This window comes from Micromonospora sp. NPDC005324 (assembly GCF_040607155.1).
Lineage (GTDB): Bacteria > Actinomycetota > Actinomycetes > Mycobacteriales > Micromonosporaceae > Micromonospora > Micromonospora trifolii.
On sequence record NZ_JBEXGE010000026.1, the window covers coordinates 47,222 to 73,036 of the forward strand.

At 72.0% G+C, this 25,815-nt stretch carries 23 protein-coding genes and 1 pseudogene; 14 read left to right on the plus strand and 10 right to left on the minus strand.

Going from position 1 to position 25,815, the window contains the following annotated elements:
* Positions 1-215: 215 nt before the first annotated feature.
* Positions 216-4,658 carry an HAD-IC family P-type ATPase gene (locus tag ABZS40_RS24675; protein ID WP_354945852.1) on the minus strand — a complete coding sequence of 1,481 codons (4,443 nt, stop codon included), beginning with the start codon at positions 4,656-4,658 and terminating at the stop codon, positions 216-218.
* Between the two features lie 163 nt (positions 4,659-4,821).
* Here ABZS40_RS24675 and ABZS40_RS24680 point away from each other — a divergent pair.
* The 5 genes and pseudogenes from ABZS40_RS24680 to ABZS40_RS24700 all read left to right on the plus strand — a co-directional run bounded on the left by ABZS40_RS24680 (position 4,822) and on the right by ABZS40_RS24700 (position 8,203).
* Positions 4,822-5,138, plus strand: a pseudogene (locus tag ABZS40_RS24680) (hypothetical protein).
* 59 nt (positions 5,139-5,197) lie between these two features.
* Complete coding sequence (locus tag ABZS40_RS24685; protein WP_354945793.1) at positions 5,198-6,586, plus strand: MFS transporter; 1,389 nt, start codon at positions 5,198-5,200, stop codon at positions 6,584-6,586.
* Positions 6,587-6,637: 51 nt separating this feature from the next.
* Positions 6,638-7,291: a GAP family protein gene (locus tag ABZS40_RS24690; RefSeq protein WP_354945794.1), complete on the plus strand. Its 654-nt coding sequence runs from the start codon at positions 6,638-6,640 to the stop codon at positions 7,289-7,291.
* 73 nt (positions 7,292-7,364) lie between these two features.
* Positions 7,365-7,559 (plus strand): hypothetical protein, encoded by a 195-nt coding sequence (locus ABZS40_RS24695; RefSeq protein ID WP_354945795.1) that lies wholly within the window; start codon positions 7,365-7,367, stop codon positions 7,557-7,559.
* Positions 7,560-7,654: 95 nt separating this feature from the next.
* Entirely contained in the window at positions 7,655-8,203 is a 549-nt protein-coding gene (locus ABZS40_RS24700; RefSeq protein WP_354945796.1) for a YbaK/EbsC family protein, read from the plus strand.
* Positions 8,204-8,277: 74 nt separating this feature from the next.
* Here the strand turns inward: ABZS40_RS24700 and ABZS40_RS24705 are convergent, their stop codons facing one another.
* From ABZS40_RS24705 to ABZS40_RS24720, 4 genes are read right to left on the minus strand one after another with little or no spacing between them, the layout of a single operon-like run.
* Entirely contained in the window at positions 8,278-8,919 is a 642-nt protein-coding gene (locus ABZS40_RS24705) for a DsbA family oxidoreductase (protein ID WP_354945797.1), read from the minus strand.
* Between the two features lie 20 nt (positions 8,920-8,939).
* Positions 8,940-9,368, minus strand: a complete 429-nt coding sequence (locus ABZS40_RS24710; RefSeq protein WP_354945798.1) for a SufE family protein — start codon at positions 9,366-9,368, stop codon at positions 8,940-8,942.
* A gap of 35 nt (positions 9,369-9,403) precedes the next feature.
* Complete coding sequence (locus ABZS40_RS24715) at positions 9,404-9,829, minus strand: CBS domain-containing protein (protein ID WP_354945799.1); 426 nt, start codon at positions 9,827-9,829, stop codon at positions 9,404-9,406.
* A gap of 57 nt (positions 9,830-9,886) precedes the next feature.
* On the minus strand, positions 9,887-11,656 hold the full coding sequence (locus ABZS40_RS24720; protein ID WP_354945800.1) for a proline--tRNA ligase: 1,770 nt from the start codon (positions 11,654-11,656) through the stop codon (positions 9,887-9,889).
* A gap of 233 nt (positions 11,657-11,889) precedes the next feature.
* On the opposite strand from ABZS40_RS24720, the gene ABZS40_RS24725 reads away from it, so the two are divergent.
* From ABZS40_RS24725 to ABZS40_RS24735, 3 genes are read left to right on the plus strand one after another with little or no spacing between them, the layout of a single operon-like run.
* Positions 11,890-12,657, plus strand: coding sequence for an SGNH/GDSL hydrolase family protein (locus ABZS40_RS24725; protein WP_354945801.1), 768 nt, complete (start codon positions 11,890-11,892; stop codon positions 12,655-12,657).
* Positions 12,658-12,659: 2 nt separating this feature from the next.
* A complete protein-coding gene (locus tag ABZS40_RS24730) occupies positions 12,660-13,106 on the plus strand; it encodes a hypothetical protein (RefSeq protein ID WP_354945802.1) in 447 nt (148 codons plus the stop codon).
* A gap of 19 nt (positions 13,107-13,125) precedes the next feature.
* Positions 13,126-14,028, plus strand: coding sequence for a sulfurtransferase (locus ABZS40_RS24735; RefSeq protein WP_354945804.1), 903 nt, complete (start codon positions 13,126-13,128; stop codon positions 14,026-14,028).
* A 50-nt stretch (positions 14,029-14,078) separates the two neighbouring features.
* On the opposite strand, the gene ABZS40_RS24740 is transcribed toward ABZS40_RS24735, so the two are convergent.
* The 3 genes from ABZS40_RS24740 to ABZS40_RS24750 all read right to left on the minus strand — a co-directional run bounded on the left by ABZS40_RS24740 (position 14,079) and on the right by ABZS40_RS24750 (position 16,469).
* Positions 14,079-15,272, minus strand: a complete 1,194-nt coding sequence (locus ABZS40_RS24740; protein WP_354945805.1) for a hypothetical protein — start codon at positions 15,270-15,272, stop codon at positions 14,079-14,081.
* Positions 15,269-15,817, minus strand: a complete 549-nt coding sequence (locus tag ABZS40_RS24745; protein ID WP_354945806.1) for a SigE family RNA polymerase sigma factor — start codon at positions 15,815-15,817, stop codon at positions 15,269-15,271. Before ABZS40_RS24745 ends, ABZS40_RS24740 begins: the two co-directional genes overlap by 4 nt.
* A gap of 70 nt (positions 15,818-15,887) precedes the next feature.
* Entirely contained in the window at positions 15,888-16,469 is a 582-nt protein-coding gene (locus ABZS40_RS24750) for a TetR family transcriptional regulator (RefSeq protein ID WP_354945807.1), read from the minus strand.
* A gap of 106 nt (positions 16,470-16,575) precedes the next feature.
* Between ABZS40_RS24750 and ABZS40_RS24755 the strand changes: the two genes are divergently transcribed.
* Positions 16,576-17,733 carry an FAD-dependent oxidoreductase gene (locus ABZS40_RS24755; protein WP_354945808.1) on the plus strand — a complete coding sequence of 386 codons (1,158 nt, stop codon included), beginning with the start codon at positions 16,576-16,578 and terminating at the stop codon, positions 17,731-17,733.
* On the opposite strand, the gene ABZS40_RS24760 is transcribed toward ABZS40_RS24755, so the two are convergent.
* Entirely contained in the window at positions 17,730-18,959 is a 1,230-nt protein-coding gene (locus ABZS40_RS24760) for an MFS transporter (protein WP_354945809.1), read from the minus strand. The two genes, ABZS40_RS24755 and ABZS40_RS24760, sit on opposite strands and share 4 nt — an antisense overlap.
* Positions 18,960-19,183: 224 nt before the next feature.
* On the opposite strand from ABZS40_RS24760, the gene ABZS40_RS24765 reads away from it, so the two are divergent.
* From ABZS40_RS24765 to ABZS40_RS24775, 3 genes are all read left to right on the plus strand, one after another.
* On the plus strand, positions 19,184-19,783 hold the full coding sequence (locus tag ABZS40_RS24765) for a TetR/AcrR family transcriptional regulator (RefSeq protein ID WP_354945810.1): 600 nt from the start codon (positions 19,184-19,186) through the stop codon (positions 19,781-19,783).
* Between the two features lie 71 nt (positions 19,784-19,854).
* The gene (locus ABZS40_RS24770; RefSeq protein WP_354945811.1) at positions 19,855-21,240 is read left to right on the plus strand and encodes a biotin carboxylase N-terminal domain-containing protein; all 1,386 of its coding nucleotides are present in this window, start codon (positions 19,855-19,857) and stop codon (positions 21,238-21,240) included.
* Positions 21,241-21,317: 77 nt separating this feature from the next.
* Positions 21,318-22,238 (plus strand): hydroxymethylglutaryl-CoA lyase, encoded by a 921-nt coding sequence (locus tag ABZS40_RS24775; protein WP_354945812.1) that lies wholly within the window; start codon positions 21,318-21,320, stop codon positions 22,236-22,238.
* Between the two features lie 52 nt (positions 22,239-22,290).
* On the opposite strand, the gene ABZS40_RS24780 is transcribed toward ABZS40_RS24775, so the two are convergent.
* Complete coding sequence (locus ABZS40_RS24780) at positions 22,291-22,866, minus strand: snapalysin family zinc-dependent metalloprotease (RefSeq protein ID WP_354945814.1); 576 nt, start codon at positions 22,864-22,866, stop codon at positions 22,291-22,293.
* A 168-nt stretch (positions 22,867-23,034) separates the two neighbouring features.
* On the opposite strand from ABZS40_RS24780, the gene ABZS40_RS24785 reads away from it, so the two are divergent.
* Together ABZS40_RS24785 and ABZS40_RS24790 are read left to right on the plus strand one after the other, a co-directional pair.
* A complete protein-coding gene (locus ABZS40_RS24785) occupies positions 23,035-24,567 on the plus strand; it encodes an acyl-CoA carboxylase subunit beta (protein ID WP_266304086.1) in 1,533 nt (510 codons plus the stop codon).
* Positions 24,568-24,645: 78 nt separating this feature from the next.
* On the plus strand, positions 24,646-25,794 hold the full coding sequence (locus ABZS40_RS24790) for an acyl-CoA dehydrogenase family protein (protein ID WP_354945816.1): 1,149 nt from the start codon (positions 24,646-24,648) through the stop codon (positions 25,792-25,794).
* Positions 25,795-25,815 lie beyond the last annotated feature (21 nt).

The following is a 25,815-nucleotide window of genomic DNA, read 5'->3' on the forward strand; positions in this document are numbered from 1 at the left end:
TAGCGGGTCACCGGCGATCGTGGCGGTGTGGTTCGCATGGTGGTACCTCCGGCCCACCAGCACCTTCCCCGAGTGATCTCGCCGCAGTCGAAGGTCAGTTGCTGGTACAGCGGCGGAAGCCGCCGGCCGGGGCGATCTCGCTGTGATCATCGTGATGACTCAGGGGCATCACGATGACTCAGGGACATCACGCACTTTGCTGCGAACGCCGCCAGTCAACCTTCGGAGCCAGCGGCGGCCCTGGGGTGGGCCTCCGGGAGGTGTTCCATCAGCTTCGTGAGCGCGCCGTTGGCGAAGGTCGCGCCGAGCGCCGACCCGGCCCCGATGGTCCAGCCCACCGGCCCGAGCGGGGTGCAGCCGAAGAACTGGCTCACCCCCGGGGTCTGCACCACTACGACCAGCACGCCCAGCGACGCCGCCGTGGAGGCCAGCACGGCCGGGCTGGTGCCGCCGGCCAGGATGGTCTGCCCGAGTTGGGTGCCGACCAGGGAGACCAGGGCGACAGTGCCGGCCCGCTGCCGGCGTCCGGTGTAGCGGGCCAACGTCCAGCCCGCTGTGGCGCCCAGCGTGGTGGCCGCCGCCCGCAGCCCGATCTCCCTGGTGAGGCTCTCGCCGAGCGCCGTGTCCGGGCCGTCCCGGAGCAGCGCGTCGGTACGGTCCGACGCGGGTGGCCGGACCGCGATGGCCAGCGCCGGCGCCAGGTCGGTGAGCAGGTTGACCAGCAGCAGTTGTCGTCCGGTGAGCGCGGAGCGTCCGGTCGCCGCGGCGGTGAGCACACTGAACGCGATCTCGCCGAGGTTGCCGCCGACCAGGATGCTCAGCGCGTGCCGCACCGACGACCACATCGCCCGTCCCTCGATGAGGGTGGCGATGATGGTTTCCAGCCGGTCGTCGGTGACCACCAGGTCGGCTGCGGCGCGGGCGGCCGGGGTGCCCCGTTGGCCGAGGGCGATGCCGACGTCGGCCAGCCGGATCGCCGGTGCGTCGTTGGCACCGTCGCCGGTCATCGCCACGGTCCGCCCGCACTTCTGCAACGCCTGGATGATCCGCACCTTGTGCGCCGGGGTGCAGCGGGCCACCACGTCCGTGTTGGCCAACCGCTCGGCGAGCGCGTCGTCGTCCAGTTGGTCGAGTTCGGCGGCGGCGACCACCCGCTGTTCGTCGTGCTCGCTGATGGTGGCGGCGATCGCCTCGGCGGTGGCCGGATGATCACCAGTGATCATGATGGTGTGCACGCCGGCCTGCCGGATCCGGCGTACCGCCGGGGCGGCGCTCTTCCGGACACCGTCCGCGAGGGCCAGGAAACCCACGAAGGTCAGCCCTCGGACGTCGGAGTCGGTCACCTTCGGGTCGTTCACCGGGCACTCCGCGACGGCCAGGATCCGGTTTCCCGCCCCGGCCCGGTCGGCGAGCATCCGCTCCAGCTCCGCGCGGCCGGCGTCGTCCAGCGGCTCCTGACGACCGTCGGTGCGTCGGGACGAACAGCGCGGCAGCACCGTCTCCGGAGCACCCTTGACGCTCAACAGCAGGTGACCGTCGGTCTGCCCGATGCTCGCGTGGTAGCCGCGGGACGGTTCGAACGGCAGCCCTCCGGCGGCCCGCCAACCGGCGGCACCGGTCTGCTCCACCACCCCGGCCTCGCCGGCGCCCCGCCGGACCGCCCGGTCGGTCTGCAACGCCAACTCCTCCGGGCTCTTCGCGGCGGGGGTGGCCCGCAGCGCAGCGGCCAGCGTCATCCGGAGCCGTTCGTCCAACCGGTCCAGCGGGGCGTACCGGTCGCCGACGCCGTCGCCGACCCCGGCGAGCAGCAGCTTGCCCTCGGTGAGGGTGCCGGTCTTGTCGAAGCAGAGCACGTCCACCCGGCCGAGCGCCTCGATGGTGCGCGGGTTGCGCACCAACGCGCCGTGCTCGGCCAGCCGCCGGGCCGCGGCCAGTTGCGCCGCGCTGACCAGGAACGGCAGCCCCTCCGGCACCGACGCCACGGCGAGGTTCGCGGCGGTCGCCGCCGTTTCGGCCAGGGGTACGCCTCGAAGCAGGCCCGCGCCGGCCACCGCCACCGCCGAACCGGCCGCCAACGGGATGGCGGCGCTGGTCAACGAGCCGAGCCGAGCCTCCACCCCACTGGTGGGGGGTGCCTGCCGCACCAGTGCCAGGCTGCGCCCGGCCTCGGTGTCGTTGCCGGTCGCCACGACGACGGCGGTGCCGTGCCCGGCCGCAACGGTGGTGCCCTCGTAGAGCATCGAGTGTCGGTCGGCGATGGCGGCGGCGACCACCGGCCGGTTGGACTTGGCGACCGGCAGCGACTCACCGGTCAGCGACGACTCGTCGGCCTCCAGGCCCACCGACTCGAGCACCCGGCAGTCGGCGGGCACCGAGTCGCCCGGTTCGAGGGCGATGACGTCCCCGAGGACCAGGTCTTCGGCGGCGAGAACCTGCTCGGCACCGTCCCGGCGGACCCGGGCGGTCACCGCCGACCGCGACAGCAGCTCCGCCAGCGACCTCTCCGTGTTGCGCTCGTGCACCGCCCCGATCAGGGCGGACCCACCGACCACGCTGCCCACCAGCGCCGCGTCGACAAGCGAGCCGAACGACGCGGAGAGCACCGCCCCGGCGGCCAGCACCGGCGTGAGCGGGTTGGACAACTCGTCCACGAAGGCACGCAGCAGCCCACCACTTCCGGGCGCGGCGCCGTTGCCATCGGAACCGTGGCGTCGGCGCTGCGCCTCGGCGCTGGCCAGACCGTCCGGGGTGGAGCGCAGATGGTCGAGCACGGTGCCGACCGGCATCAGGTGCCAGGCGGTTGCCACCGGCGCCGGGGTGTCCGACTGGTCGTGCAACCGGCGTGCCTGCCAGACCCCGTTGGCGAAGGCCAGCCCGGCCGCACCGTTGACCGCGACGAGGGCCCGGTGCGGCAGCTGGGCCGGTGGGGCGGTGAATGCGCCAAGCGCCCCGAGGCCGGTACCGGCCATGGCCAGCCGGATGTTCTGCTGGGCCATGTGTCGGGCCACCCCGGTCGCCTCGATCACCAGCGCCACCACCCGCAGGTCGGCGCCGACCAGCAGGTGCGCCCCCCACGGCGGCAGGTCCTCCGGCGCGGCGAACCCGAGGCCGCAGTCGGACGCGCCGAGGGCCTTCCGGTCCGCCGAAACCAGCATCACCACCGCGCCGTCGCGCTGCAACGCGCGTACCGACTCGGCCAACTGGTCACCGCCGGGGAGTATCGCGTCGGCGAACCCGTAGCGCTGCTCGTCGTCGCCGGCGACGACCAGCCGCAGGCCGGCATGTCGGGCGGCGGCGGGGAGGCCGTCGACGCCGGGCGCGGGTTCCGGCTCGACCCGCAACAGGGCGGCGAGCCGGTCGCCGTGGGCGAGGCCGAGGAGTTGGCCGCCGGCGGAGCGCAGCCGGGCCGCGTCCGGAATGGCGTCCGGGTCGTTCGCAGGCATCCGGTCCAGCGGCCCGAGCCGCCAGCCGTCCGCCGTACGGGAAGCGGCCGGGTCGTCCGGGTCGAACAACGCGAAGGCCCGCTCGGCCACCTGGTCGACGTCCGCGTCGGGCGCCGGCGCCAGATCGGCCAGTACGCCCCGGTCCGAGCCGAGCACCGCGGCGTCGAGCACCAGCGTGTCGATCCGGTCCAGTTCGCGCAGCACACTCCGGTCCATCGCGATCACACCACGCCGGGCCAGCATCCGGCCGAGCTGGGCCGCGTACCCCTCGCGACCGCTGCCCGGTGCCTTCGGCAGCGCGGACAGGCCCAGCGCGATGGCCCGCTTCGGCCCGGCGAACGGCACCGCCGCCGCACCGGCGGCAGTGCCCGCGGCGAGCATGCGGCTGATGTACCGCTCGACCGGGCCGTCCGGCTTCGGCCGCGGACGTTCGACCACCGGCCAGCGGGCGGTGGCCCGTTCCGCGTCGCCGGTCAGCCGCGGCTCGGCCTTCTCCCAGGCGGAGAGTTGGGCCCGATCCTCACCCCACTGCACGATCCGCTGCGCGCCGTCCAGGACGATCCCCGTCCAGCGGCCGGTCAAGCCCTGCACCACCGCCTCAGCCAGCGGAAACAGGACGTCGGCGCGCGGGTCGGAGCGCAGCCGCTTGCCGATGAACTGGTGCAGCTTCGGCTGAAGATCCACTGCGGAGAGCAGGCCGGCCACCTCACCGGGCAGCGGCGCGAACGGCAGGATCCGGGTGGCCGCCGAGATGGTCAGGCCCAGCGCGTCCGAGGCGAGCGCGCCGAGAGTGCGCGGGGTGCGCGGCCCTTCCTCCGGTGGGTGCGGCGGTGGGATCTCCGGGTCGGGCTCGTGGTCGCAGGTCCGCTCGATCCGGTCGATCGTGGCGATCAGGTCGCGCAACGTCGGCTCGGGGTCCTGGACGGCGACCACCACCCGACCGGAGGGTGCGTTGACCCGGGCCCAGACCACGCCGGGCATCCGCTCCAGCGCGCCCTCCACCTGCCGGGCCAGCCGGTTTCCGCCGTCCTGACACACACCGTGCACCTCGATGTGGTGTCGGCCCGGCCGGGACCAGACCCGACGCCGCGTCAGCCCGGCCGTCCGGGCCAGCCGGGTCGCGGCCGAGCTGACCGACCGGGACGCCTCGCCGACCAGGTGCGGCACGCCGAAGGAGGGCAGGATGCGGCCGGCAGCGCGACCCGCCGCCGTCATCGAGGCGTACGGCTGGACGGGCGCCGGCCCGGCTCCCTGTTGCCGCTCGTCCTGACCTTCGCCATGTCGTCCTCCCACCGCACTCACGTCCGGCGGCCTGGCTTCCCGACCTGCCATCCGTTATGCCCCCTGAGCGGCGGAATTTTCCGCCGTCGCTCGGCGCATGGACGGGGTGGGCCGTGGAATCCGACGACCATCACCGGACATGGGGAGGCCGGCATGAGCACGCTGACGCGACATCTGAACGGTTCTCGGGAGAACGTCACGATGTACAGCCGGCGGGTGCACCTGCCGATGCTGGGTGAGGTGGCGGTGCCGCCGCCGGACAAGGTCGTCTACTACGCCGGGCTCGGAGTGCTCGCCGCGCTACAGGTCATCGAGTGGCCGATCGCCGTGGTGATCACCGCTGGTCACCTGCTGGCAGACCAGCATTTTTCCGGTCTGGTGCGCGGTGTCGGGGAGGCGCTGCAGGACGCCTGACGAGAGCCGGGTCACCGTACGGTTGACATGAATCCTGGTTGAAGTCGCATGCTCGGTCGATGCCGAGCACAACCGTCACCGCCGCACCCGCCGCATCCGGACTCTTCGCACCCCGGCTGCGAGCGATGACGGTGGGCAGCGTCGCGTTGATCTCACTCCTCGCGTTCGAGGCGTTGGCGGTCGGTACGGCGATGCCGACCGTCGCGCGCAGCCTGGACGGGCTGGCGCTCTACGGGATCGCGTTCGGTGGCCCGTTCGCCACCGGTGTGCTGGCCATGGTGGTCTCCGGGATCTGGTGCGACGCCCGGGGTCCTCGGGGGCCGATGTGGCACGGCGTCGCCTGGTTCGTGGTCGGGTTGCTGATCGCCGGGACCGCCCCCGTGATGAGCGCGCTGGTCATCGGGCGGGTCGTCCAGGGCTTCGGCTCCGGGCTGCTCTCGGTGGCGCTCTACGTGATCGTCGCGCAGGCGTACCCGCAGGAGCTGCATCGGCGGATCTTCGCGGCTTTCGCGGCGGCGTGGGTCGTACCGTCGCTGGTCGGGCCGGCTGTTGCCGGCCTGATCGTGCAGTACCTGGGCTGGCGGTGGGTCTTCCTGGCGGTGCCGGCGGTGGCCGTGCCGGCGGTGCTGCTGATCCATCCCGGCCTGCGGTCCCTGGGCCGGAGTGCGGCAACGAGCCCGCCGACGGGTGCCGCGGCACGGATCGGCTGGGCGTGCGGGGCCGCGGTGAGCGCCGCACTGCTGCACATCGGGGGACAGCAGCGCGGCGCCACCGCAGTGGTGCTTGTCGCGTTCGCCGTGGTCGGCCTGTTGGTCTGTGCCCCGCGCCTGCTGCCGGCGGGGTTCCTCCGGGCCGCGCGAGGGTTGCCCACCGTGGTGGGGCTGCGTGGTCTGGCGTCGGCGGCCTTCGTCGGCGCCGAGGTGGTCATCCCGTTGATGCTCTCCCGGGAACGGGGCCTCTCGCCGACCGCGGCCGGGCTGGTCCTCACGGTCGGCGCGCTGGCGTGGTCGGCGGGCTCGTGGTTGCAGGGCCGGATTCCGGTGCCGGCGTCGCGGGCCAGCCTGCCGCGCGCCGGGTTGAGCTGCATCACCGTCGGCACCGCCATTGTGGCGCTGGCCGTCCGGCCTGAGCTGCCGGTGGCCGTCGCCGTGCTCGGTTGGGCGGTTGCCGGTCTGGGCATGGGGCTGCTCTATCCGTCGTTGTCGGTGCTCACCCTGGAGCTGTCCGCGCCGGGTGAGCAGGGCCGCAACAGCTCGTCACTGCAACTGAGCGACTCTCTCTTCGCGGCGACAGTGCTCGCGCTGACCGGGGCCGTGTTGGCAGCGGGAAGTGCGCCGGGCCCGGCCAGTTACACGACGACGCTCGTGGTGACCGCGGGGTTGGCGCTGCTCGGGGCGCTGCTTGCCGGCCGGGTCGTGGTGGGCCCAGGCGTGCGACAGGCCGGGTGATCCGCGGATTCGGCCGCGTCCCACCTGCTCGTGCCGGAAGGATGGCGGGCGATGAACCTCCTGACCATCCTGCCGCTGGCCGTGGTCATGGTCGCCGGGACGCAGTTGGTGGTGGCGGTCTTCCTGGCCTCGTCGGACCGGCCCCGGGCGGCGTCGCTGGGCTTCCTCGCCGGGGCGGGGCTGGTGGTCGCCGCCGGGGTGACGGTGGCCTGGTTGTTCACCCGCCTGGTGGGCGGAGTGGCCGCCGACGCCAGCGCCGTCGCCGGAAAGGTCGATCGCGGTCCCGTCATCGACCTGGTGGTGCTGGCCCTGCTGGTGTGTCTGGCCGTGCTGATCTGGGTACGCCGGGACCGCTCCGGACCGCCGCGCTGGCTGGGCAGCATCGAGCACGCCGGTCCGGCGCGGGCGCTGCGGCTGGGTGCGCTGCTCTTCGTGGCGACGCCCACCGACGACCTGACCATGGCCACCGTCGGGGCAAGTGTGGCCCGACACGACCTGCCGTGGTGGCACCTGGTGCCGTTCGTGCTGCTCACCGTGTTTCTGCTCGCGCTGCCTCTGCTGGCGTTGCTGCTGCTGGGGAGCAGGGCGTCGCGGGTGCTGATCCGCATGCGGGAGTGGGCCGAGGGGCACGCCTGGATCGTCAACGAGATCGTGATCGCGTTCTTCGCGCTGCTCACCGTGTTGGACCTGGTCCGGTCGAGGTGACCCGCCGACACGTACGGGGGAACCGGCCGGAAATGAGAGCAACAACGGTTCACGTTCGCCTTACCGTGACGCCATGTTCGCTGTCGTCATCACTGTGATCCTCTACGTCTTCGGCTTCGTCTTCCTCTACGGCGTGATCCGGCTGGGTGTCCGGCACGCGTTCGAGGATTTGGAGCTGCAACGGGCCAAGGCCCAGCGCGAGGAGGAGTTGGCGGCTGCCCGCGACCGCTCCTTCATGCGCGACAACGCTTTCCTCGCCGGCAGTTGAGCGCCGGATCGATCCGGCCCGGGCCGGTGGCGTCGCCGGGCGGTCGGGGAGCCGCCGGGCGGTTCAGCGTCGCGGATGCGAGGATCGAGCCCGTGATGGGAACGCTGAAGACCGGACCGGCCCGCGCCCGCCTGGATCTGCTCGCCCCACCGGTTGCGGAGGCCATCGCGCAGTGGCCGGCCGACGCTCCGGTGGACGTCAACGACGTACTGGTCGCGCCGATCGACGCCGACCTCGCCGACACCGCGGCGTTCTGTGCGGCGTACGAGGTGGGGTTGGACGTGTCGGCAAACTGTGTAGTGGTGGCGGGCAAGCGCGAGGGCGTGGTCCGCTACGCGGCCTGCATCGTCCTGGCCACCACGCGCGCCGACGTGAACGGTGTGGCCCGCCGGGCGTTGGACGTCCGCAAGGCGAGCTTCGCCCCGATGACCGACGCTGTCGAGTTGACCGGCATGGAGTACGGCGGCATCACCCCGATCGGGCTGCCGGCGCAGTGGCCGATCCTGGTGGACGCCCGGGTCATCGCCACACCGCACGTGATCGTCGGGTCCGGCGTACGGCACAGCAAGATCGCGCTGCCGGGGCCGGCGTTGGGCGCGCTGCCTGGTGCCCAGGTGGTGGAAGGGCTGGCCAGGCTGGTCTGACCAGGTATCGGCATCGATGTTGTTGCACGTGAAACATCGTGATCATCGATGCCGAACGCCCGGCCAATGGTGACTCAGTGTGAGTGGGCGGCCGACTCGCGCTGCTCGACCTCGGTGAGCGCGGCGAGCAACGTCGGCACCTCCTGTGCGCCGGAGACCGCGTACTTTCCGGCCAGCACGAAGGTCGGCACGCTGGTGATGCCCAGATCGCGGGCGGCGGCCAGGCCGGCGGCGACGTCGGCGACGCGCTCGTCGGAGTCGAGGAACCGGCGCGCGTCGGCCGCGTCCAGGCCGATCTCGCCGGCCAGGGTGGCCAGCGCCTCCCGCGAGCCGACGTCGACCCCGTTGTTGAAGTGCGCCTGGTAGAGCGCCTCCACCATCTCGGCCGCCCTGCCCTGGTCGGCAGCCCAGGAGACCAGCCGGTGCGCGTCGAAGGTGTTGGCGATCACCGCGCGGTCGTAGTCGAGCCGCAGCCCGTCGGCCGCCGCGACCTGGGCCACGTGGTCGACCATCTGCCGGGCGCGCTCCGGGCCGCCGAACTTGCCGGCCAGCGCCTGCACCAGTGGCAGAGGCTGCGGCACCGGCGACGGGTCGAGCTGGAACGGTCGGTAGCGGACCGTCACCTCGCCCTCGTAGCTGGCCAGGGCCTCATCCAGGCGGCGCTTGCCGATGTAGCACCACGGGCAGATGACGTCCGCGTAGATCTCGATCTCCATGATCGGTGGCAACCTCGCGGTCAGGCGAGTTGTTCCCGGATCTGCCGCTTGAGGCGGCCCAGGATCGCCGTGCCGCCGCGGATCCGCAGCGGGCTGATCGCCTGCGCCAGCCCCATTCGCTGGTAGAGGTCGTCCGGCACGGCCAGCACCTGCTCGGCGCTCGCCCCCGCCAGCCCCTCGGCGAGGATCCCGGCGAACGCCCGGGTGGTGGGCGCCTCCGGCGGGCAGTCGAAGAGCGTCTCCACGGTGCCTTCCGGGGTCACCCGGGCGCGCAGGAAGAACGCCGTCTGACACTCGGGCACCTGCTCCATGCCCTCGCGCTCCGCGGTGCCCTCCGGCAGCGTCGGGAGCACGTCCGAGTATTCCAGGAGCAGCTCCAGCACCAGGTCTCGCGGCGCGGCGGCGAACTCGTCGACGATCTCGGCCAGTCGGGCCGGCATGTCAGCCATGCGTCGAGGCTACCGCCGTCGTGCGGCGGCCCCGGTCACACGGTGGGCGACTGCTCGCTGATCTCGCTGAGCGCGCTGGTGGGGTCGAGCTGCATGGCCAGGTCGCCGAGCGAGACGATCCCCACCAGCTTGCGGTCACTGTCACAGACCAGCACCCGTCGGATGCCCCGATCCCGCATGAGCGCCGCCGCCTCACCCGCCGTGCAGTGCTGCTCGATCATGACGACCTCGCGGGTGACTATCGAGCCGATGGTGGTGGCCGCAGGGGAGCTGTTCTCCGCCACGGCCCGCACCACGATGTCCCGGTCGGTGAGCATGCCGGCGAGGCTGGCGCCGTCGGTGACCACCACATCACCGATGTCTGCCTCCTTCATCACCCTGGCCGCCTCGTCCAGGGTGGTCTCCACCGGCAGGTACACGACCTGCTTGGTCATCACGTCACTGACCCGGTAACCGGTCATGAGAGCCTCCGAAGACGTTTCCACCCGATCCGACAGCACTACCCCGTGACGCGGCAGCTACACCAGGCTTGCACGAACCTGGCGTACCTCGTGGACGAGTCGCTCCACCAGACCGTCCAGCGGCAGCTCGGTGCGCCCGTCGCCGGCCCGCTCGCGCAGCTCGACGTACCCGTCGGCGAGTCGGCGGCCGACCACGACGGCCCGGGGGATGCCGATCAGCTCGGCGTCGGTGAACTTGACCCCGGCCGAGACGTGCGTGCGGTCGTCGACCAGCACCCGCAGGCCGGCGGCGGCGAGACGCCCGCCGAGCTCCAGCGCCGCATCGAGCTGCGGGCCCTTGCCCGCAACCACCAGGTGTACGTCACACGGCGCGATCGCCGCCGGCCAGATGAGACCCCGGTCGTCGTGGTGCTGTTCGGCGACGGCCGCCACCGCCCGGGAGACGCCGATGCCGTAGCAGCCCATTGTCGGCCGGACCGGCTTGCCGGCCGGTCCGAGCACGTCGACAGCGAAGGCGTCGGTGAAGCGGCGACCAAGCTGGAAGATGTGCCCGATCTCGATGCCCCGCCGGATGGTCAGCTCGCCCGCCTCGCACTCCGGGCAGGGGTCGCCGGCGCGGACGTCGGCCGCCTCGATGGTGCCGTCGGGGGTGAAGTCCCTTCCGCACACCACGTCGGTGGCGTGTCGACCCGGCTCGTTCGCCCCGGTCAGCCAGGCCGACCCGGCCACCACCCGAGGATCGACCAGGTAACGGATGCCCAGCTTGTCGAGCAGTTGCGGCCCGATGTAGCCGCGAACCAACTCCGGATGGTCGGCCCAGTCCTCGAAGACGGTCACCTGTGCGGGGTGCAGTGCGGCACCGACCCGCTTCAGGTCGACCTCCCGGTCACCGGGCAGGCCGACGACCAGGGGCTCGGCCCGGTCGGCGCCCGGCTGACGGACGGACAGCACGACGTTCTTCAGGGTGTCGGCGGCGGTCCAGCCGTCCCGACCGCCCAACCGACGGGCGTTGGCCAGCTCCACCAGGCTCGCGATCGTCGGGGTCTCCGGCGTGTCGTGCACCTCGACGGCCGGCCGCGTGCTCGGGTCACCGGCGCTCGGCGCCCGGGTGGCCACCGCCTCCGTGTTCGCCGCGTAGTGACAGGAGGTGCAGCCGACGAAGGTGTCCTCGCCGACCGGCGTCGCCGCCAGGAACTCCTCCGACGCGGAGCCGCCCATCGCGCCGGACATCGCCTGCACCACCGCGTAGTCCAGCCCCAACCGGTTGAAGATCCGCTGGTACGCGGCACGATGCCGCCCGTACGCCTCCCGCAGCCCTGCCTCGTCCAGGTCGAAGGAGTACGCGTCCTTCATCAGGAACTCCCTGCCGCGCAGCAACCCGGCACGCGGCCGAGCCTCGTCGCGGAACTTCGTCTGCACCTGGAACAGCGTCACCGGGAAGTCCCGGTACGAGGTGAACAGATCCTTGACCAGCAGCGCCGCCATCTCCTCATGGGTGGGCGCCAACAGGTGTTCGGCGCCGCGCCGGTCGGCGAGGGTGAAGATGTCGTCGCCGTACTCCGTCCACCGCCCGCTGGTGCGGTACGGCTCGGCGGGCAGCAACGCCGGGAAGTGCACCTCCTGGTCGCCGATCGCCATCAGCTCGGCCCGCACCACCTCGGTGATCCGATCCAGCACCAGCTTGCCCAGCGGCAGCCAGGTGTAGCCGCCCGGTGCGGCCCGACGGATGTAGCCGGCGCGCAGCAGCAGCCGGTGGCTCGGCACCTCCGCGTCGGCCGGATCCTCGCGCAGGGTCCGCAGCAACAGGGTCGACATGCGTAGCAGCATCCGCGCAGCCTAGAGCGGGCGCGCCCGGCCCGGCGATCCATTTCGGCATCGGCCGACATCGCGGTATCCAAGGTGGTCGAGCACCCCGGTATCGGCGATCCCGCGTGGGATCAGGCTGCCGAGGTTGGACCTGCGCAATGACCTCCGACACGTCGTGGATTCGGGGCGGCACCGGGCGTTCCCGCGGTGAGAGACTGGTCGCCGCAGGCAACGAAGGCGTGAGGGGGCGCGGGGTGCGCTGGGGCAGTTTTGTCGCGGTCGGGGACAGCTTCACCGAGGGTATGGACGACGCGTACCCGGACGGCACCTACCGGGGCTGGGCGGACCTGGTGGCGACCCGGCTCGCCGCCGACGCGGGCCCCGACTTCCGGTACGCCAACCTGGCCATCCGGGGCCGGCTCTTCCCCGGCGTGGTCGCCGAACAGGTGCCCTCCGCAGTGGCGATGAAACCGGATCTGATCAGTTTCGCGGCCGGTGGCAACGACGTGCTGCGGCGCACCTTCGACCCGGCCACGCTGGTCGCCCGCTTCGACGAGGTGGTCCGGCAACTGCGCTCGGGCGGCGCGGACGTGCTCCTGTTCCGGTTCGCGGACGTGATGGCCCGACTGCCCGGCCAACGCCTTGTCGCCCCCCGGGTGCAGCTGCTCAACCAGGCGGTCGGTGAGACCGCCGAGCGGCACGGCGCCATCATGGTCGACCTGTACGCCGACGACACGTTCCTCAACCCGATGCTCTGGAGCACCGACCGGCTGCACCTTTCCCCGGCCGGGCATCGCCGGGTGGCCGGGCAGGTGTTGAACGCCCTCGGGGTCGGTTGCGACGAAGAGTGGTTGATGGTTCCGCCGCACCCGGCGCCGTCGCCGTGGCTGGCCGCCCGCGCCTCCGACCTGCGGTGGGCCGGTCAGTACCTCGCCCCCTGGATGAAGCGGCGGTTGACCGGTCGGTCGTCCGGCGACACGGTGACGGCGAAGCGCCCGCAACTCGGCCCGCTCGTCGACTGAGCATGCTCACCCTGCACACCGCGGCACTGCTGCGCCGCGACCCGGACGGCGAGCCGCTGCCCGAGCACGCCGTGCTGATCAGTGGTGACCGGATCGAGGCCGTCGGCCCGCTGGCCGAGCTGAGTTCGGCGTACGCCAACGCCCGGGTTCGCCGCTGGCCCGGCACGCTGGGGCCGGGTCTGCTGCACGACCGTCCGCTGCCGCCCGCGCCAACCCCGCGTGAGCGGGTGCACGCGCTGCTCCGTACCGGGGTGACGGCGGTGCTGGCGGAACACCTGGCCGACCCCGCCCTGCGGGCCGCCGTCGAGCGCGGCGACCTGCTGGTGCTGGCCACCGCCGTGGCGCCGACGCTGCGGCCGGCCGGGCGGGCCGACCTCGCGGTGCACGGCGTCGACGGGGCCTGCCTGGTGACAGTGGTCGCTGGTCGGATCGCCCACCGCCGCGCCTGAACGGCGTACCTTGGGGATCATGTCTGTGCCGAACGATCCCGATCCCCGCCTCCAGTCGTACGCGGACCCGCAGCGGCTGGTCACCACCGAGTGGTTGGCCGAGCATCTGGGCGACGAGGGCCTCGTCGTCGTCGAGTCCGACGAGGACGTGCTGCTCTACGAGTCCGGTCACATTCCCGGTGCGGTCAAGGTCGACTGGCACCTGGAGCTGAACGATCAGGTGACCCGGGACTACCTGGACGCCAAGAGCTTCGCCGAGATGTGTGCCGCGAAGGGTATCGGCCGGGGCGACACTGTCGTCTTCTACGGCGACAACTTCAACTGGTGGGCCGCGTACGCCCTCTGGGTCTTCTCGCTCTTCGGCCACGCCGATGTGCGACTGCTCGACGGCGGCCGGCAGAAGTGGATCGCCGAGGGGCGCGAGGTGACCCGCGACAAGCCGGCTCGTCCGCGCGCCGACTATCCGGTGCCGCTTCGCGACGACGCCCCGCTGCGGGCCTTCCGCGAGCAGGTCATGGCGCACATCGCCTCCGGCCGGCCGCTGGTCGACGTCAGGTCGCCGGGTGAGTACACCGGTGAGATGCTGCACATGCCGGACTACCCGCAGGAGGGTGCGCTGCGCGGCGGGCACATCCCGGGCGCGGTCAGCAAGCCGTGGAAGTCCGCCGCCAACTCCGACGGCACGTTCAAGTCCGCCGACGAGCTGAAGGCGATCTACGCCGACCAGTTGGGGTTGAGCCCCGACGACGACGTGATCGCGTACTGCCGGATCGGCGAGCGGTCCAGCCACACCTGGTTCGTGCTGCGGCACCTGTTGGGCTACCCGCAGGTGCGCAACTACGACGGCTCGTGGACCGAGTGGGGCAACCTGGTCCGGGCGCCCGTCGTCCAGGGTGACCAGCCGGGGGGCCTGGCCGCCTGAGCGGCACGATCGTCCCTGCGTGACGGTGAACGTCGCGCGGGGACGGTGTTTCAGCCGGCCAGTGCGAACACGCCGCGCAGGTCGCCGACGATACCGGTGATCTCGCCGGTCTCCGGATGCCAGCGGGCCAGGGCAGCCGGTTGCAGTCGGAGCAGCACCGCGCCCTTGTTGTCCCAGCCCAGCACCTCGCAGCAGCCCTTTGCGCGGTCCCGGCCCAGGTCGAGCAGGTGCAGAACGGCGCCGGTCCGCGCGTCGAGCACGGCCACCCCCTCGGCACCGCTGATCTCGCTGCTGGTGATCCAGGCTGCCCTGGCCAGGCGTTCGCCGTGCAACCAGCCCCGGCCGTAGAACTCGTTGACCTGGTAGGGCGAGGGCAACGCCGAGCCGTTGACCGGCTCTTCGGAGCGGAGTTTGCCCTCCCGGGCGGTCCGGCTGCGGAGCGTCAGGCCGGTCCCCTCGCCGTACACCTCGATCAACGGGGCCTCCCGACCGGCAGCCGGGTCGGGTGCGATCAACTCCCAGGTCGACACGTCGATCGTGCTGGCCGCCCCGGTGGTCCGATCCACCGCGTACGTGCGGTCGTCGCCCCCGACCAGCACCCGGTCGTGCGCCCACACCACCAGTTCCAGGTAGCCGTCGAGCGGTATCCGGCGGACGGCCGCCGTGGTGAGGTCGATCATGATCAGCTCTTTGGTCTGCGCGAACGCGGCCGACCGTCCGTCCGGCGACAGCACCCCCGGCTTCAGGGCGGCCGCCTCGTTGCCGCCCGCGTCCCGGGTCGGTGCCAGCGTCACCACGTCGAGGCTGCGTATCACGCCGTCGTTGCCGAGCACCCGGACCGGGCCGTTCGCGCGGTTCTCCTCGTCCAGCGGCTGGAACAGCGCCAGCGCCCGCTGGACCGGTCGCTCGGACAGCGGCACGGTCGCCGGGTCGCCGAGGCGGGCCAACGGATCGGGAGGGAAAGTAAGCTCAGCGGGCGGTTTCTGCACCGGACCCGCGTGGGTGGGATCGACGGTCGGGGTCACCGTCGGGCCGACCGGCGGGGCCGGTGGCGGACCGGCGGGTGGGCGCAGCGCCGCCACAGTGCCACCACCGACCAGCAACACGGCCAGGGCGACCACTCCGACGGCCCGCCGGGTACGCCGGGTACGCCGAGCCCGCTCCCATCCGGCGGCTGCCGGCTGGCTCGGGAGCACCTCCTCGACGCTGACGGTCAGCAGTCGACGCAATTCCTGCTCGTTCACGGGTTCACCTCCAGGCCGCTGGCCAGATCGGCCGAGCCCCGGCGCGGTCGGGCATCGCGGGCGAGGTCCGGGGCGACCTCGCGGAGTCGGCGCAGCGCCGCGTGGCACTGGCTCTTCACGGTGCCGACCGTCACCCCGAGCGCCTCTGCGGTGGCGACCTCGGTCAGGTCCTCGTAGTAGCGCAACACCAGCACGGCCCGCTGCCGCGGTGGCAGCAGGCCCAGCGCGTCGTGCATCGTCAGCCGCAACGCGCCGTCACGGTCGTGGGCGACCTGGTCCGGCGGCGCGGCACTGAGCCACTCCCGCCGCCGACGACGCCACCACGACACCGAGTCCCGGTAGAGGATGGCCCGCACGTACGCGGAGGGGTCGCCGTCGCGGACCGAGGACCAGCGCAGCGCCAGCTTCAGCAGCGCGTCCTGGAGGAGGTCCTCGGCCTGATGCCGGTTGCCGCAGATCAGGTAGGCCGCGCGGAGCAGCCGGTGCTGGTGGTTCTCCACGAAGGCGAGGTAGCCGTCGCGTCCGTCGTCCCTCGTCGGCGCCATCCGCCCCCCTCCCGGCCGTCGCGCTGCACGCGTCATCTGGCAGACGCACGGGAGGTGGGAAAAGGTTGGGTCAGCCCGGTGGCGTTCCGGTCAGATAGCGCTGGAGCGTCGGCGCGATCCAGGAGACCAGCTCATCCGGCGGGGTGTCCACCATGGGCGGCAGGCGGACGATGTACCGGGTGAAGGCGAGGCCGAGGATCTGGCTGGCCACCAGGCCGGCCCGTCGGGCGGTCAGCGTCGGCTCGCTGCCGAACGTGGCCACTGCGGCGGTGAGCTGGTCGGCGAAGATGACGCGCATGCGTTCGGCCGCGCCGGGGTTGGTGCTGGCGGCCCGCAGCAGCGCCACCAGTGTCTCGTCGCCCTCCCAGCGGGCGAGGAAGTGCCGGACCAGCACCTCACCGAGGTGGGCGGGCGGCACCGAGGTCAGGTCGGGCAGGCGTAGGTCGAACTCGGCCGCCGCCGCGAAGAGCCCCTCCTTGCTGCCGTAGTAGCGCATGACCATCGACGGGTCGATCTGGGCGTCGCCGGCGATGGCCCGGATCGTGGCGCGCTCGTAGCCGTCCGCCGCGAACCGTTCCCGGGCCGCTCGCAGGATCGCCGCCCGGGTGGCGTCGGAGCGGCGGGGCTGGGTCGACTGGGCGGACGGCGTCATGCCAACGACCGTATGCCAACAAGTGTTGACATGCAATCGAGCGGGCCCTAGCGTTGCCAACAAGCGTTTGCCAACGCATGTTGGCAACGGTCTTCTGGAGGTGGCCATGCTGCCCACGAGCACCGACGTCCTGGTGGTGGGCGCCGGCCCCACCGGTCTCGCCACCGCGTTGACGCTGGCCCGGCGCGGGGTCGAGGTGACAGTGCTGGACCGGTTGGCCGCGCCGCCGACGACCTCCCGCGCCGCCGTCGTGCACGCGTACACCCTGGAGGTGCTGGATCGGATCGACGCCGCAGCGCCGATGATCGCCCAGGCGGTGCGGACGCCGCGCTTCACAGTGCGCGACCGGGACCGGGTGTTGCTGTCGGTGCCGTTCCACGAGCTGCCGTCCCGCTTCCCCTACGCGCTGCTGGTCTCCCAGGCGGTCACCGAGGCCGTGCTCACCGAGAAGTTGGCTGAACTCGGTGTCCAGATACGACGGCCGTGCCAGCTCACCGGGCTCAGTCACGCCGGTGACGGCATGCTCGCGCAGGTCGACGGGGAGGTGCTGCGGGCCCGGTTCGTGGTCGGCGCGGACGGCCTGCACAGCACGGTCCGGCAGTTGGCCGGCATCGGCTTCACCGGTGGCAGCGACGAGGAGTCCTTCGTGCTCGCCGACGTGCGGGTGCACAGCGTGCTGCCCCGCGACGAGGCGGCGCTCTTCCTCGCCCGCCCCGGGCCGCTGGTCTGGGCGCCACTGCCCGGTGGGGTGGTCCGGTTGGTCGCCGCCGTGGCGAGCGCCCCTGCCGAACCGGATGCGGCCTACCTTCAGGCGTTGCTCGACGAGCGCGGCCCGGCGCGACGACCCGACCGGGTGACCGAGGTCCTCTGGGGCTCCCGGTTCCGGGTGCACCACCGGCTCGCCGACACCTTCCGAGCCGGGCCGGTGCTACTGGCCGGCGACGCCGGGCACGTGCACAGCCCGGCCGGTGGGCAGGGCATGAACCTCGGCATCTGCGACGCGGTCGCGCTCGGCACCGCCGTGGCGGACGTGCTCGACGGTGGCCCGGAGACACTGCTCGACGACTACACCGCCCGGCAGCGGCCGATGGCCGAGGACGTGCTCAGCTTCGCCGCTGGGCTGACCAGGTTGGCCGGCGTCTCCCCGGCTCGTCGGCCCGCCCGCGACGTCCTGCTCCGGCTGCTCGGTGCCGTCCCACCGGCTCGTCGGCGTATCGCGCTGCGCCTGTCCGGGCTGTCGCACCGGGAGCGGACGCCGCGCTAGCCCGCGCGGCTGCTGGTCAGCACAGCGGGCGCGGCCGGCCGCAGTGAACGCCACGCGGCGAGGGTGACCAGCGCGAACGTCCCCGCCGCCGCGCCCGCCACCGGCGCCGTGCCGTACGCCGCGGCGGCCAGCCCGGCGAGCGCCGCGCCGAGCGGTGCGGTGAGCAGACCGACCATCCGCTGGGCCGCACCGACCCGGCCCAGCAGCTCGCTCGGCACCTGCCGCTGCCCGTACGACGCCCCCAGGCTGTTCCACACCACGGTGCCGGCGGCGAAGACGGCCAGCGCGACCCCGCCCGACACCGGATGCCGAGCCAGCGCGAAGCCGGTCAGCGCCACGGTCTCCACGGCCAGCACCGCGCGCAGTGCCGGCACCGTGCCGAGCCAGGCGGCCAGCCGCCCCGCCCCGAGCGCCCCCGCCACGCCCCCGACGATGGCGGCGGCGGCGAACAGCCCGTACCCGGCCGGCGGCACCCGCAGCACGTCCAGCGCGTAGAGCACGAGCACCGCCATGATCCCGCTGATCGCCAGGTTGCTCGCGGCGGCGAGCACTGTGACCCGCCACAGGGTCCGGTGCGCCCGCAACCAACGAAGCCCTTCGACGATCTCGCTCCACACCGAGCCGCGCCGCCGGACCGTCCCCGGGCTGATGGCGGGAGCCGGACTGAGGGCCAGCACGAGCAGGGCGGCCGCCGCGAAGGTGACGGCGTCGAGGGCGAACGGGAGGGCCGGAGCCACGGCGAACAGGACACCGGCGGCCGGCGCTCCGAGGAAGCCACCGGCCACAGCCGACCCCGCCTGGAGCCGGCCGTTCGCCAGGGGCAGCGCGTCCGCCGGCACCAGCGCGGGGAGCAACGCGAACGAAGCGGAGTCGAAGAGAGTGCCCAACGAGGCGAGCAGGAACGCCGCCACCAGCAGCACCAGGACGCTCACCCGGTTGAGCGCGACCACCACGGCCAGCGCCGCCACCACGGCCGCGCGTACCCCGTCGACCAGTGCCATCGTCCGACGGCGGTCCCAGCGGTCCGCGTACACGCCGCCGAGCAGGCCGAAGAGCAGCGGCGGCAACTGCCCGGCCACTGTGACCGCCGCGATGATCCGCGGGTCACGGGTCACGGTCGCGGCCAGCAGGGCCAGCGCCGGGGTACGCAGCGCGTCCCCGAACCGGGACGAGACGGCCGCGGACCACAGGAGCCGGAAGTCCCGGCCCAGAGCTGAGGAAGTCATGCCGGCGACCGTGCCGGTTCGACCGGGTCGAGGGTCAAGCCGCCGGACGACAAGGGGACCGTGTCTGTCGGTGATCATCGGTACGGTGAGCGCCGGCACGACCTGGACGAGGACGACTGACCTGGCGGGCCGCCCCTGGCCAGGTCAGGGGCGGCCAACCAGGTCCGGTGCGAACGGAACTGACCGGCAACCATTGCGGGCTCCTCGCGGTCTAGGCTTGCCCGGTGACGGTGGAGCAGCAGGCACGGGGTGCGGCGGGTGCGGGCCGGCGCAGGTCCCGCAAGGACGAGATCCTGGAGATCGCGGTAGGTCTGTTCGCGGCGCGTGGCTATCACGGCGTGTCGATGGACGACATCGGCGCGGCCGCCGGGGTCACCGGTCCGGCGCTCTACCACCACTTCGCCGGCAAGGAAGCCATGCTGGCCGCCGCGCTGATTCCGGTCAGCGAGGGGTTGCTGGCCGGTGGCCGGGAACGCGTCGTCGGGCGCTCGGACGACCCGCGCGGCGTGCTGGAGTCGCTGATCGACTTCCACGTCGAGTTCGCGCTGGCCAATCCGGCGGTGATCGCGTTGCACCTGCACGAGCTGGACCGCCTGCCCGAGGAGCCGCGGCGCCGGATTCGGCGCCTGCAACGGCTCTACGTCGAGGAGTGGGTCACCGTGCTCACCGCGCTGCACCCGGGCATGCCCGACGGTGAGGCGCGGGTGCTCGCACACGCCGCGTTCGGCCTGATGAACTCGACGCCGTTCCTCGGTGGTGAGGTGGACCGGCGACGCCGCGCCGAGCTGCTGCGCGGCGCGACCCTGGCCGCGCTGCTCGCCTGAGCCGACTCGTCAGAACCGTACCGGTCATGATTCCCTGACATCGTCCCACCATCCGGACGCCGGGAGGAAACATGATCGAGTCACTGCTGGTCGCCAATCGGGGCGAGATTGCCCGCCGGATCATCCGGACCGCCAAGCGGCTCGGCATCCGCGTGATCGCTGTGCACTCGGAGGCCGACGCGGACCTGCCGTTCGTCGCGGAGGCGGACGAGGCGGTCCTCATCGGCCCACCGAACCCGGCGCTGAGCTACCGCAACACCGAGGCGATCCTCGCCGCCGCGAAGTCGACGGGCGCGCAGGCCATCCACCCCGGGTACGGCTTCCTGTCGGAGAACGCCGAGTTCGCCCGTACCGTCGAGGCGAGCGGCCTGATCTGGGTCGGACCCGACGCGGAAGCGATCACCGCGATGGGCGACAAGATCAACGCCCGGAACCTGATGGCGGCGGCAGGTGTTCCGGTCGCGCCCGGCACCACCGACCCGGCCGCCGACCTGGACGCGGCGGTGACGGCCGCCGCCGAGATCGGCTACCCGGTGATGGTCAAGGCAGCCGCCGGTGGCGGCGGCATGGGCATGGGCGTGGCCGTCGACGAGGCCGCGCTGCGCACCGAGTACGACAAGGTGCGCGCGTTCGCCGAGCGGATGTTCGGCGACGGTTCGGTGTTGATCGAGCGGTACTTCCCCCGGGTGCGGCACGTCGAGGTGCAGATCCTCGGCCTGGCCGATGGCCGGGTGGTGGCGCTCGGCGAGCGGGAGTGCTCGGTGCAGCGGCGCAACCAGAAGCTGGTGGAGGAGTCCCCGTCGCCGGCCGTCTCGCCGGAGCTGCGAGCCCGCCTCCTGGCGGCGGCGGTGCGGGCCGGCGAGGCGGTCGGATACCGCAACGCTGGCACTGTGGAGTGTCTGCTGGTCCCGCGTGAGCGGGACGCTGCTGGCACTGCCCCCGGCTCCGAAGACTTCTTCTTCTTGGAGATGAACACGCGGTTGCAGGTGGAGCACCCGGTGACCGAGTACGTCTACGGCATCGACCTGGTCGAGGAGCAGCTGCGGGTGGCCTCCGGGCTGGCGCCGACGTTCGACCCGGACGCGTTGACGCCGAGTGGGCACGCCATCGAGATGCGGATCAACGCAGAGGACCCGAAGCGCTTCCTGCCCGGCCCCGGTGTGATCAGGACGTGGGTGGAGCCGACGGGCGAGGGCGTCCGGGTGGACTCCGGCTACACCGAGGGCAACACTGTCACCCCGTTCTACGACAGCCTGCTGGCCAAGCTGATCGTGAGCGGGGCGACGCGCGACGAGGCACTTGATCGCGCAGAGGCAGCCGTCGCGGCGTTCCAGATCGAAGGCCCGAAGAACAACGTCCCCTTCTTCGCCGAGCTGCTGACCAACGAGGAGTTCCTCTCCGGTGCCTACGACACCGGCATCGTCTCCCGCATGCGCCAACCCCGCGCCCCGCGCTGACCGCCCCGGGCCGACAGCGGGGTGGCATGCTGAGAGGACCCCTAAGCACTGCTTTCGTCACAGTGAGGTGACCCCTTATGGCGGACCTGCCGAGTTTCGTCTCCATCCGTGAGGTTGGGCCGCGGGACGGGTTGCAGAACGAGGACCCGATCCCGACCGACGCCAAGGTGCGGCTGCTCGACGCCCTCTCCGGCACCGGCGTACGCCGGATCGAAGCGGTGTCGTTCGTGCACCCCAAGGCGATCCCGCAGATGGCCGACGCCGACGAGGTGTGGCAGCGGGCGGTGAAGGCCGACGGGGTGCGGTACTCCGCGCTGGTGCCGAACACCCGGGGCGCCCAGCGGGCCCTCGCCGCCGGATTCACCGAGATCGAGGTGGTGGTCTCGGCCAGCGACACGCACAACCGGCGCAACGTCAACCGGTCCACCGACGAGTCGCTGGACGACATCGCCGAGCTGATCGACCTGCTGCACGGTGCGTCGGCGCGGGTCGAGGTGATCGTGGCGACCAGCTTCGGCTGCCCGTACGAGGGTGACATCGACCCGCAGCGGGTGGCCGGAATCGTGGATCGGGTCGTCCGCGACGGCGCGGACCGGGTCGCGTTCGGCGACACCACCGGCATGGGCACTCCGCGTCGGGTTCGCGAGCTGGTGACCGCTGTACGCGACCGCAACGCGCACGTGCCGGTCCTGCTGCACTTCCACAACACCCGGGGTACGGCGTTGGCCAATCTGCTGACAGCGCTGGAGCTGGGGGTGACCGAGTTCGACGCCAGCGTCGGTGGCCTCGGTGGCTGCCCGTACGCGCCGGGGGCGAGCGGCAACCTGGCCACCGAGGAGGCCGTGCACATGCTGCACGACATGGGCATCGACACCGGCATCGACCTGCCGGCGCTCATCGAGGCGGCGGAGTTGGCCGAGGAGTTGCTCGGCAAGAAGCTGCCGTCCGGTGTGCTGCGCGCGGGTCCGCGTACCCGGCTGACGCCGCTGCCGAGCTGAGGACACGGGGAGGGGCCGGCCTGGTGCCGGCCCCTCCGACGTGCCCGGTCGATCAGCTCACGGAGGTGAGCATGCTCGGCCAGCTGTCGCGGAAGATGTCAGCCCCGGCGCTGTCAGTGCCGCGCTCGGTGGCGATGCGCGTGCCGGCGAAGAGGTTGCTGACCCGGTTCGCCTCGGCGGTGCTCGGGTACGCGTTGGTGCAGCTGGTGCCGGCGCTACCACCGGACATCAGCAGCGCGCAGTTGCCGTTGTAGTTGTCCGGCAGTCCGAGGATGTGCCCGATCTCGTGGGTCATGATCCGCAGGACGCTGTACTGGGCGGCCTGCTGGGTGTCGATGTAGACCCGGCCGTTGCCGAGGCTGGTCCGCTGGGCGTACGAACCGCCGCCGGTGATCCGGTAGATCCGGAGGTTGGAGCCGCAGTTGGCGGAGAGCGTCAGGTTGACGGTGGCGTTGTTCCAGATCGAGGCGGCCTGGTTGGCGACGCTGGCGTAGCTTCCCGCCTGGCTGGTGTTGTAGCAGATGGTCATGGCGGCGGACGCGGGCGACGGGTTGGCGACCGTGATGCCGAGGGTGGCGAGTGTCGTCGCGAGCAACGCGACGGCGAGCCGATTGAGTCGTGAGGTCATCGCTGACTCCGATCTGGGAAGAGGGGTGCCAGGAGCCTAGCGACATGTATTCACGTTTTTCAATGTCTTGCTCTCGGCTTCGCTGTCTGGTTCGCTCATAGGTCGCCGACAACCGCGCCGATGCGCTAGCCTAACGATCGTTCAGGTCAGTATGGCGGAGGAGTCGGCGTGACGCTCGACGGTGAGGCACTGGAGCAGCTGCGCAAGCGGGCCCGGTCCGGCGGCGCGGACAAGTACCACGCGGCCAACGCGGCCAAGGGCAAGCTCTTCGCCCGCGAACGGGTCGCGCTCCTGGTCGACGAGGGCTCGTTCGTCGAGGACGGCCTCTACGCCAACACGATGGCCGAGGGGCTGCCCGCCGACGGCGTGGTGACCGGCACCGCCACGATCGACGGCCGACAAGTCTGCCTGATGGCCAACGACTCCACCGTCAAGGCCGGCAGCTGGGGCGCCCGCACCGTCGAGAAGATCATCAGGATCATCGAGCGGGCGTACGGCGCCGGCGTGCCGATGGTCTACCTGGTCGACTCGGCCGGCGCCCGGATCACCGACCAGGTCGACCTCTTCCCCGGCCGGCGTGGCGCCGGCAAGATCTTCTGGAACCAGGTCCGCGCCTCGGGCTCGATCCCGCAGGTCTGCGCGCTGTTCGGCCCGAGCGCCGCCGGTGGGGCGTACATTCCGGCGTTCTGCGACGTGGTGGCGCTGGTCGACGGCAACGCGAGCATGTATCTCGGCTCCGACCGGATGGTCGAGATGGTCACCGGCGAGAAGACCACCCTGGAGGCGATGGGCGGGGCGAAGGTGCACACCGCCGAATCCGGCGTGGGGCACTTCCTCTGCAAGACCGAGGCCGACGCGCTCGACGTCGTGAAGACCTACCTGTCGTACCTGCCGGCGAACTGGACGCAGGCGCCGCCGACCGCACCGGCGGTCGCCGCGCCCGCGAAGGCCGACCTGGCCGCCTTGGTGCCGGCCAGTGAGCGGCAGGCGTTCGACATGCGGCGGTACGTCAAGGGCCTGCTCGACGAGGGTTCGTTCTTCGAGATCCAGGCGCTCTGGGCCAAGGAGTTGACCATCGGCTTCGGCCGTCTCGACGGTCAGGTCGTCGGCGTGATCGGCAACAACTCGATGTTCAAGGGCGGCGTGCTCTTCGTCGACTCGGCCGACAAGGCCACCCGGTTCGTGCAGCTCTGCGACGCGTTCAACGTGCCGCTGCTGTTCCTCAGCGACGTGCCCGGCTTCATGGTCGGTAGCGCTGTGGAGAAGCAGGGCATCATCCGGCACGGCGCCAAGATGATCACCGCGATCTCCGAGGCGACAGTGCCGAAGATCTGCGTGGTGGTCCGCAAGGCGTACGGCGCCGGCCTCTACGCGATGGCCGGCCCCGGGTTCGAGCCGGACGCCACGATCGCGCTGCCGACCGCGAAGATCGCCGTGATGGGCGCCGAGGCCGCCGTGAACGCGGTCTACGCCAACAAGATCGCCGCCATTGCGGACGAGGATGAGCGGGCCGCCTTCGTCGCCGCCAAGCGGGCCGAGTACGAGCAGGACATCGACGTCGTCCGGCTCGCCAGCGAGCTGGTGGTGGACGCCATCGTCGAGCCGCACGACCTGCGCACCGAGCTGGTCCGTCGATTCGCGGCGGCGCGCACCAAGGATCGGCACTTCTCCCGCCGTCGGCACGGCGTCACCCCGGTCTGATCACCGACTCAGGCCCGCACAGCGACCCGCCCCCGGCGTCACGAGCGTCGGGGCGGACCGTCCTTACAGGAGGATGAGATGGACTTCCGGCTCACCGACGAACAAGAGGCGCTGCGCGAGAGCGTGCGGGAGTTCGCCCGCGAGGTGGTCGCCCCGGTCATCGCCGAGCACTACGAGCAGCACACCTTCCCGTACGAGGTGATCCGGCAGATGGGCAAGATGGGCCTGTTCGGTCTGCCCTTCGCGGAGGAGCGCGGCGGCATGGGCGGTGACTACTTCGCGCTCTGCCTGGCCCTGGAGGAGTTGGCCCGGGTCGACTCCAGTGTGGCGATCACGTTGGAGGCGGCGGTCTCGCTGGGCGCGATGCCGATCTACCGCTTCGGCACCGAGGAGCAGAAGGCGACCTGGCTGCCCCGGCTGCTCAGCGGCGAGGCGCTGGCCGGCTTCGGTCTCACCGAGCCGGGCACCGGATCGGACGCCGCCGGCACGCAGACCCGGGCCGTGCTGGACGGCGACGAGTGGGTGATCAACGGGTCGAAGGCGTTCATCACCAACTCGGGGACCGACATCACGGCCATGGTCACTGTCACCGCGGTGACCGGCACGAACCCGGACGGCTCCAAGGAGCTGTCGACGATCATCGTGCCGACCGGCACGCCCGGGTTCGCCGTCGCGCCCGGCTACTCCAAGGTGGGCTGGACCGCCTCGGACACCCACGAGCTGACCTTCGACGACTGCCGCGTCCCGGCCGCCAACCTGCTCGGTGCCCGGGGTCGGGGTTTCGCGCAGTTCCTGCGCATTCTGGACGAGGGCCGGATCGCCATCGCCGCGCTCGCCGTCGGCCTCGCCCAAGGTTGTGTCGACGAGTCGATCAAGTACGCGAAGGAGCGGCACGCCTTCGGCAAGCCGATCGGCGCCAACCAGGCCATCCAGTTCAAGATCGCCGACATGGAGCTGAAGGCACACACCGCTCGCCTGGCGTACTACGACGCCGCCGCGCGGATGCTGGCCGGCGAGCCGTTCAAGCGGCAGGCCGCCATCGCCAAGCTGCACGCCAGCACGATCGCTGTGGACAACGCCCGGGAGGCCACCCAGATCCACGGCGGGTACGGCTTCATGAACGAGTACCCGGTGGCCCGGTTCTGGCGGGACTCCAAGATCCTGGAGATCGGCGAGGGCACCAGTGAGGTGCAGCGCATGATCATCGCTCGGGATCTGGGTCTCTAAGTGGTGATCGGCCGGTCGTCC

What these genes read in the sequence shown, in the direction of transcription:
- ABZS40_RS24675 (WP_354945852.1), bottom strand. Translation starts at nt 4,658, where the DNA reads ATGACGGCGGCGGGTCGCGCTGCCGGCCGCATCCTGCCCTCCTTCGGC.
- ABZS40_RS24685 (WP_354945793.1), top strand. Translation starts at nt 5,198, where the DNA reads ATGCCGAGCACAACCGTCACCGCCGCACCCGCCGCATCCGGACTCTTC.
- ABZS40_RS24690 (WP_354945794.1), top strand. Translation starts at nt 6,638, where the DNA reads ATGAACCTCCTGACCATCCTGCCGCTGGCCGTGGTCATGGTCGCCGGG.
- ABZS40_RS24695 (WP_354945795.1), top strand. Translation starts at nt 7,365, where the DNA reads ATGTTCGCTGTCGTCATCACTGTGATCCTCTACGTCTTCGGCTTCGTC.
- ABZS40_RS24700 (WP_354945796.1), top strand. Translation starts at nt 7,655, where the DNA reads ATGGGAACGCTGAAGACCGGACCGGCCCGCGCCCGCCTGGATCTGCTC.
- ABZS40_RS24705 (WP_354945797.1), bottom strand. Translation starts at nt 8,919, where the DNA reads ATGGAGATCGAGATCTACGCGGACGTCATCTGCCCGTGGTGCTACATC.
- ABZS40_RS24710 (WP_354945798.1), bottom strand. Translation starts at nt 9,368, where the DNA reads ATGGCTGACATGCCGGCCCGACTGGCCGAGATCGTCGACGAGTTCGCC.
- ABZS40_RS24715 (WP_354945799.1), bottom strand. Translation starts at nt 9,829, where the DNA reads ATGACCGGTTACCGGGTCAGTGACGTGATGACCAAGCAGGTCGTGTAC.
- ABZS40_RS24720 (WP_354945800.1), bottom strand. Translation starts at nt 11,656, where the DNA reads ATGCTGCTACGCATGTCGACCCTGTTGCTGCGGACCCTGCGCGAGGAT.
- ABZS40_RS24730 (WP_354945802.1), top strand. Translation starts at nt 12,660, where the DNA reads ATGCTCACCCTGCACACCGCGGCACTGCTGCGCCGCGACCCGGACGGC.
- ABZS40_RS24735 (WP_354945804.1), top strand. Translation starts at nt 13,126, where the DNA reads ATGTCTGTGCCGAACGATCCCGATCCCCGCCTCCAGTCGTACGCGGAC.
- ABZS40_RS24745 (WP_354945806.1), bottom strand. Translation starts at nt 15,817, where the DNA reads ATGGCGCCGACGAGGGACGACGGACGCGACGGCTACCTCGCCTTCGTG.
- ABZS40_RS24750 (WP_354945807.1), bottom strand. Translation starts at nt 16,469, where the DNA reads ATGACGCCGTCCGCCCAGTCGACCCAGCCCCGCCGCTCCGACGCCACC.
- ABZS40_RS24755 (WP_354945808.1), top strand. Translation starts at nt 16,576, where the DNA reads ATGCTGCCCACGAGCACCGACGTCCTGGTGGTGGGCGCCGGCCCCACC.
- ABZS40_RS24760 (WP_354945809.1), bottom strand. Translation starts at nt 18,959, where the DNA reads ATGACTTCCTCAGCTCTGGGCCGGGACTTCCGGCTCCTGTGGTCCGCG.
- ABZS40_RS24770 (WP_354945811.1), top strand. Translation starts at nt 19,855, where the DNA reads ATGATCGAGTCACTGCTGGTCGCCAATCGGGGCGAGATTGCCCGCCGG.
- ABZS40_RS24775 (WP_354945812.1), top strand. Translation starts at nt 21,318, where the DNA reads ATGGCGGACCTGCCGAGTTTCGTCTCCATCCGTGAGGTTGGGCCGCGG.
- ABZS40_RS24780 (WP_354945814.1), bottom strand. Translation starts at nt 22,866, where the DNA reads ATGACCTCACGACTCAATCGGCTCGCCGTCGCGTTGCTCGCGACGACA.
- ABZS40_RS24790 (WP_354945816.1), top strand. Translation starts at nt 24,646, where the DNA reads ATGGACTTCCGGCTCACCGACGAACAAGAGGCGCTGCGCGAGAGCGTG.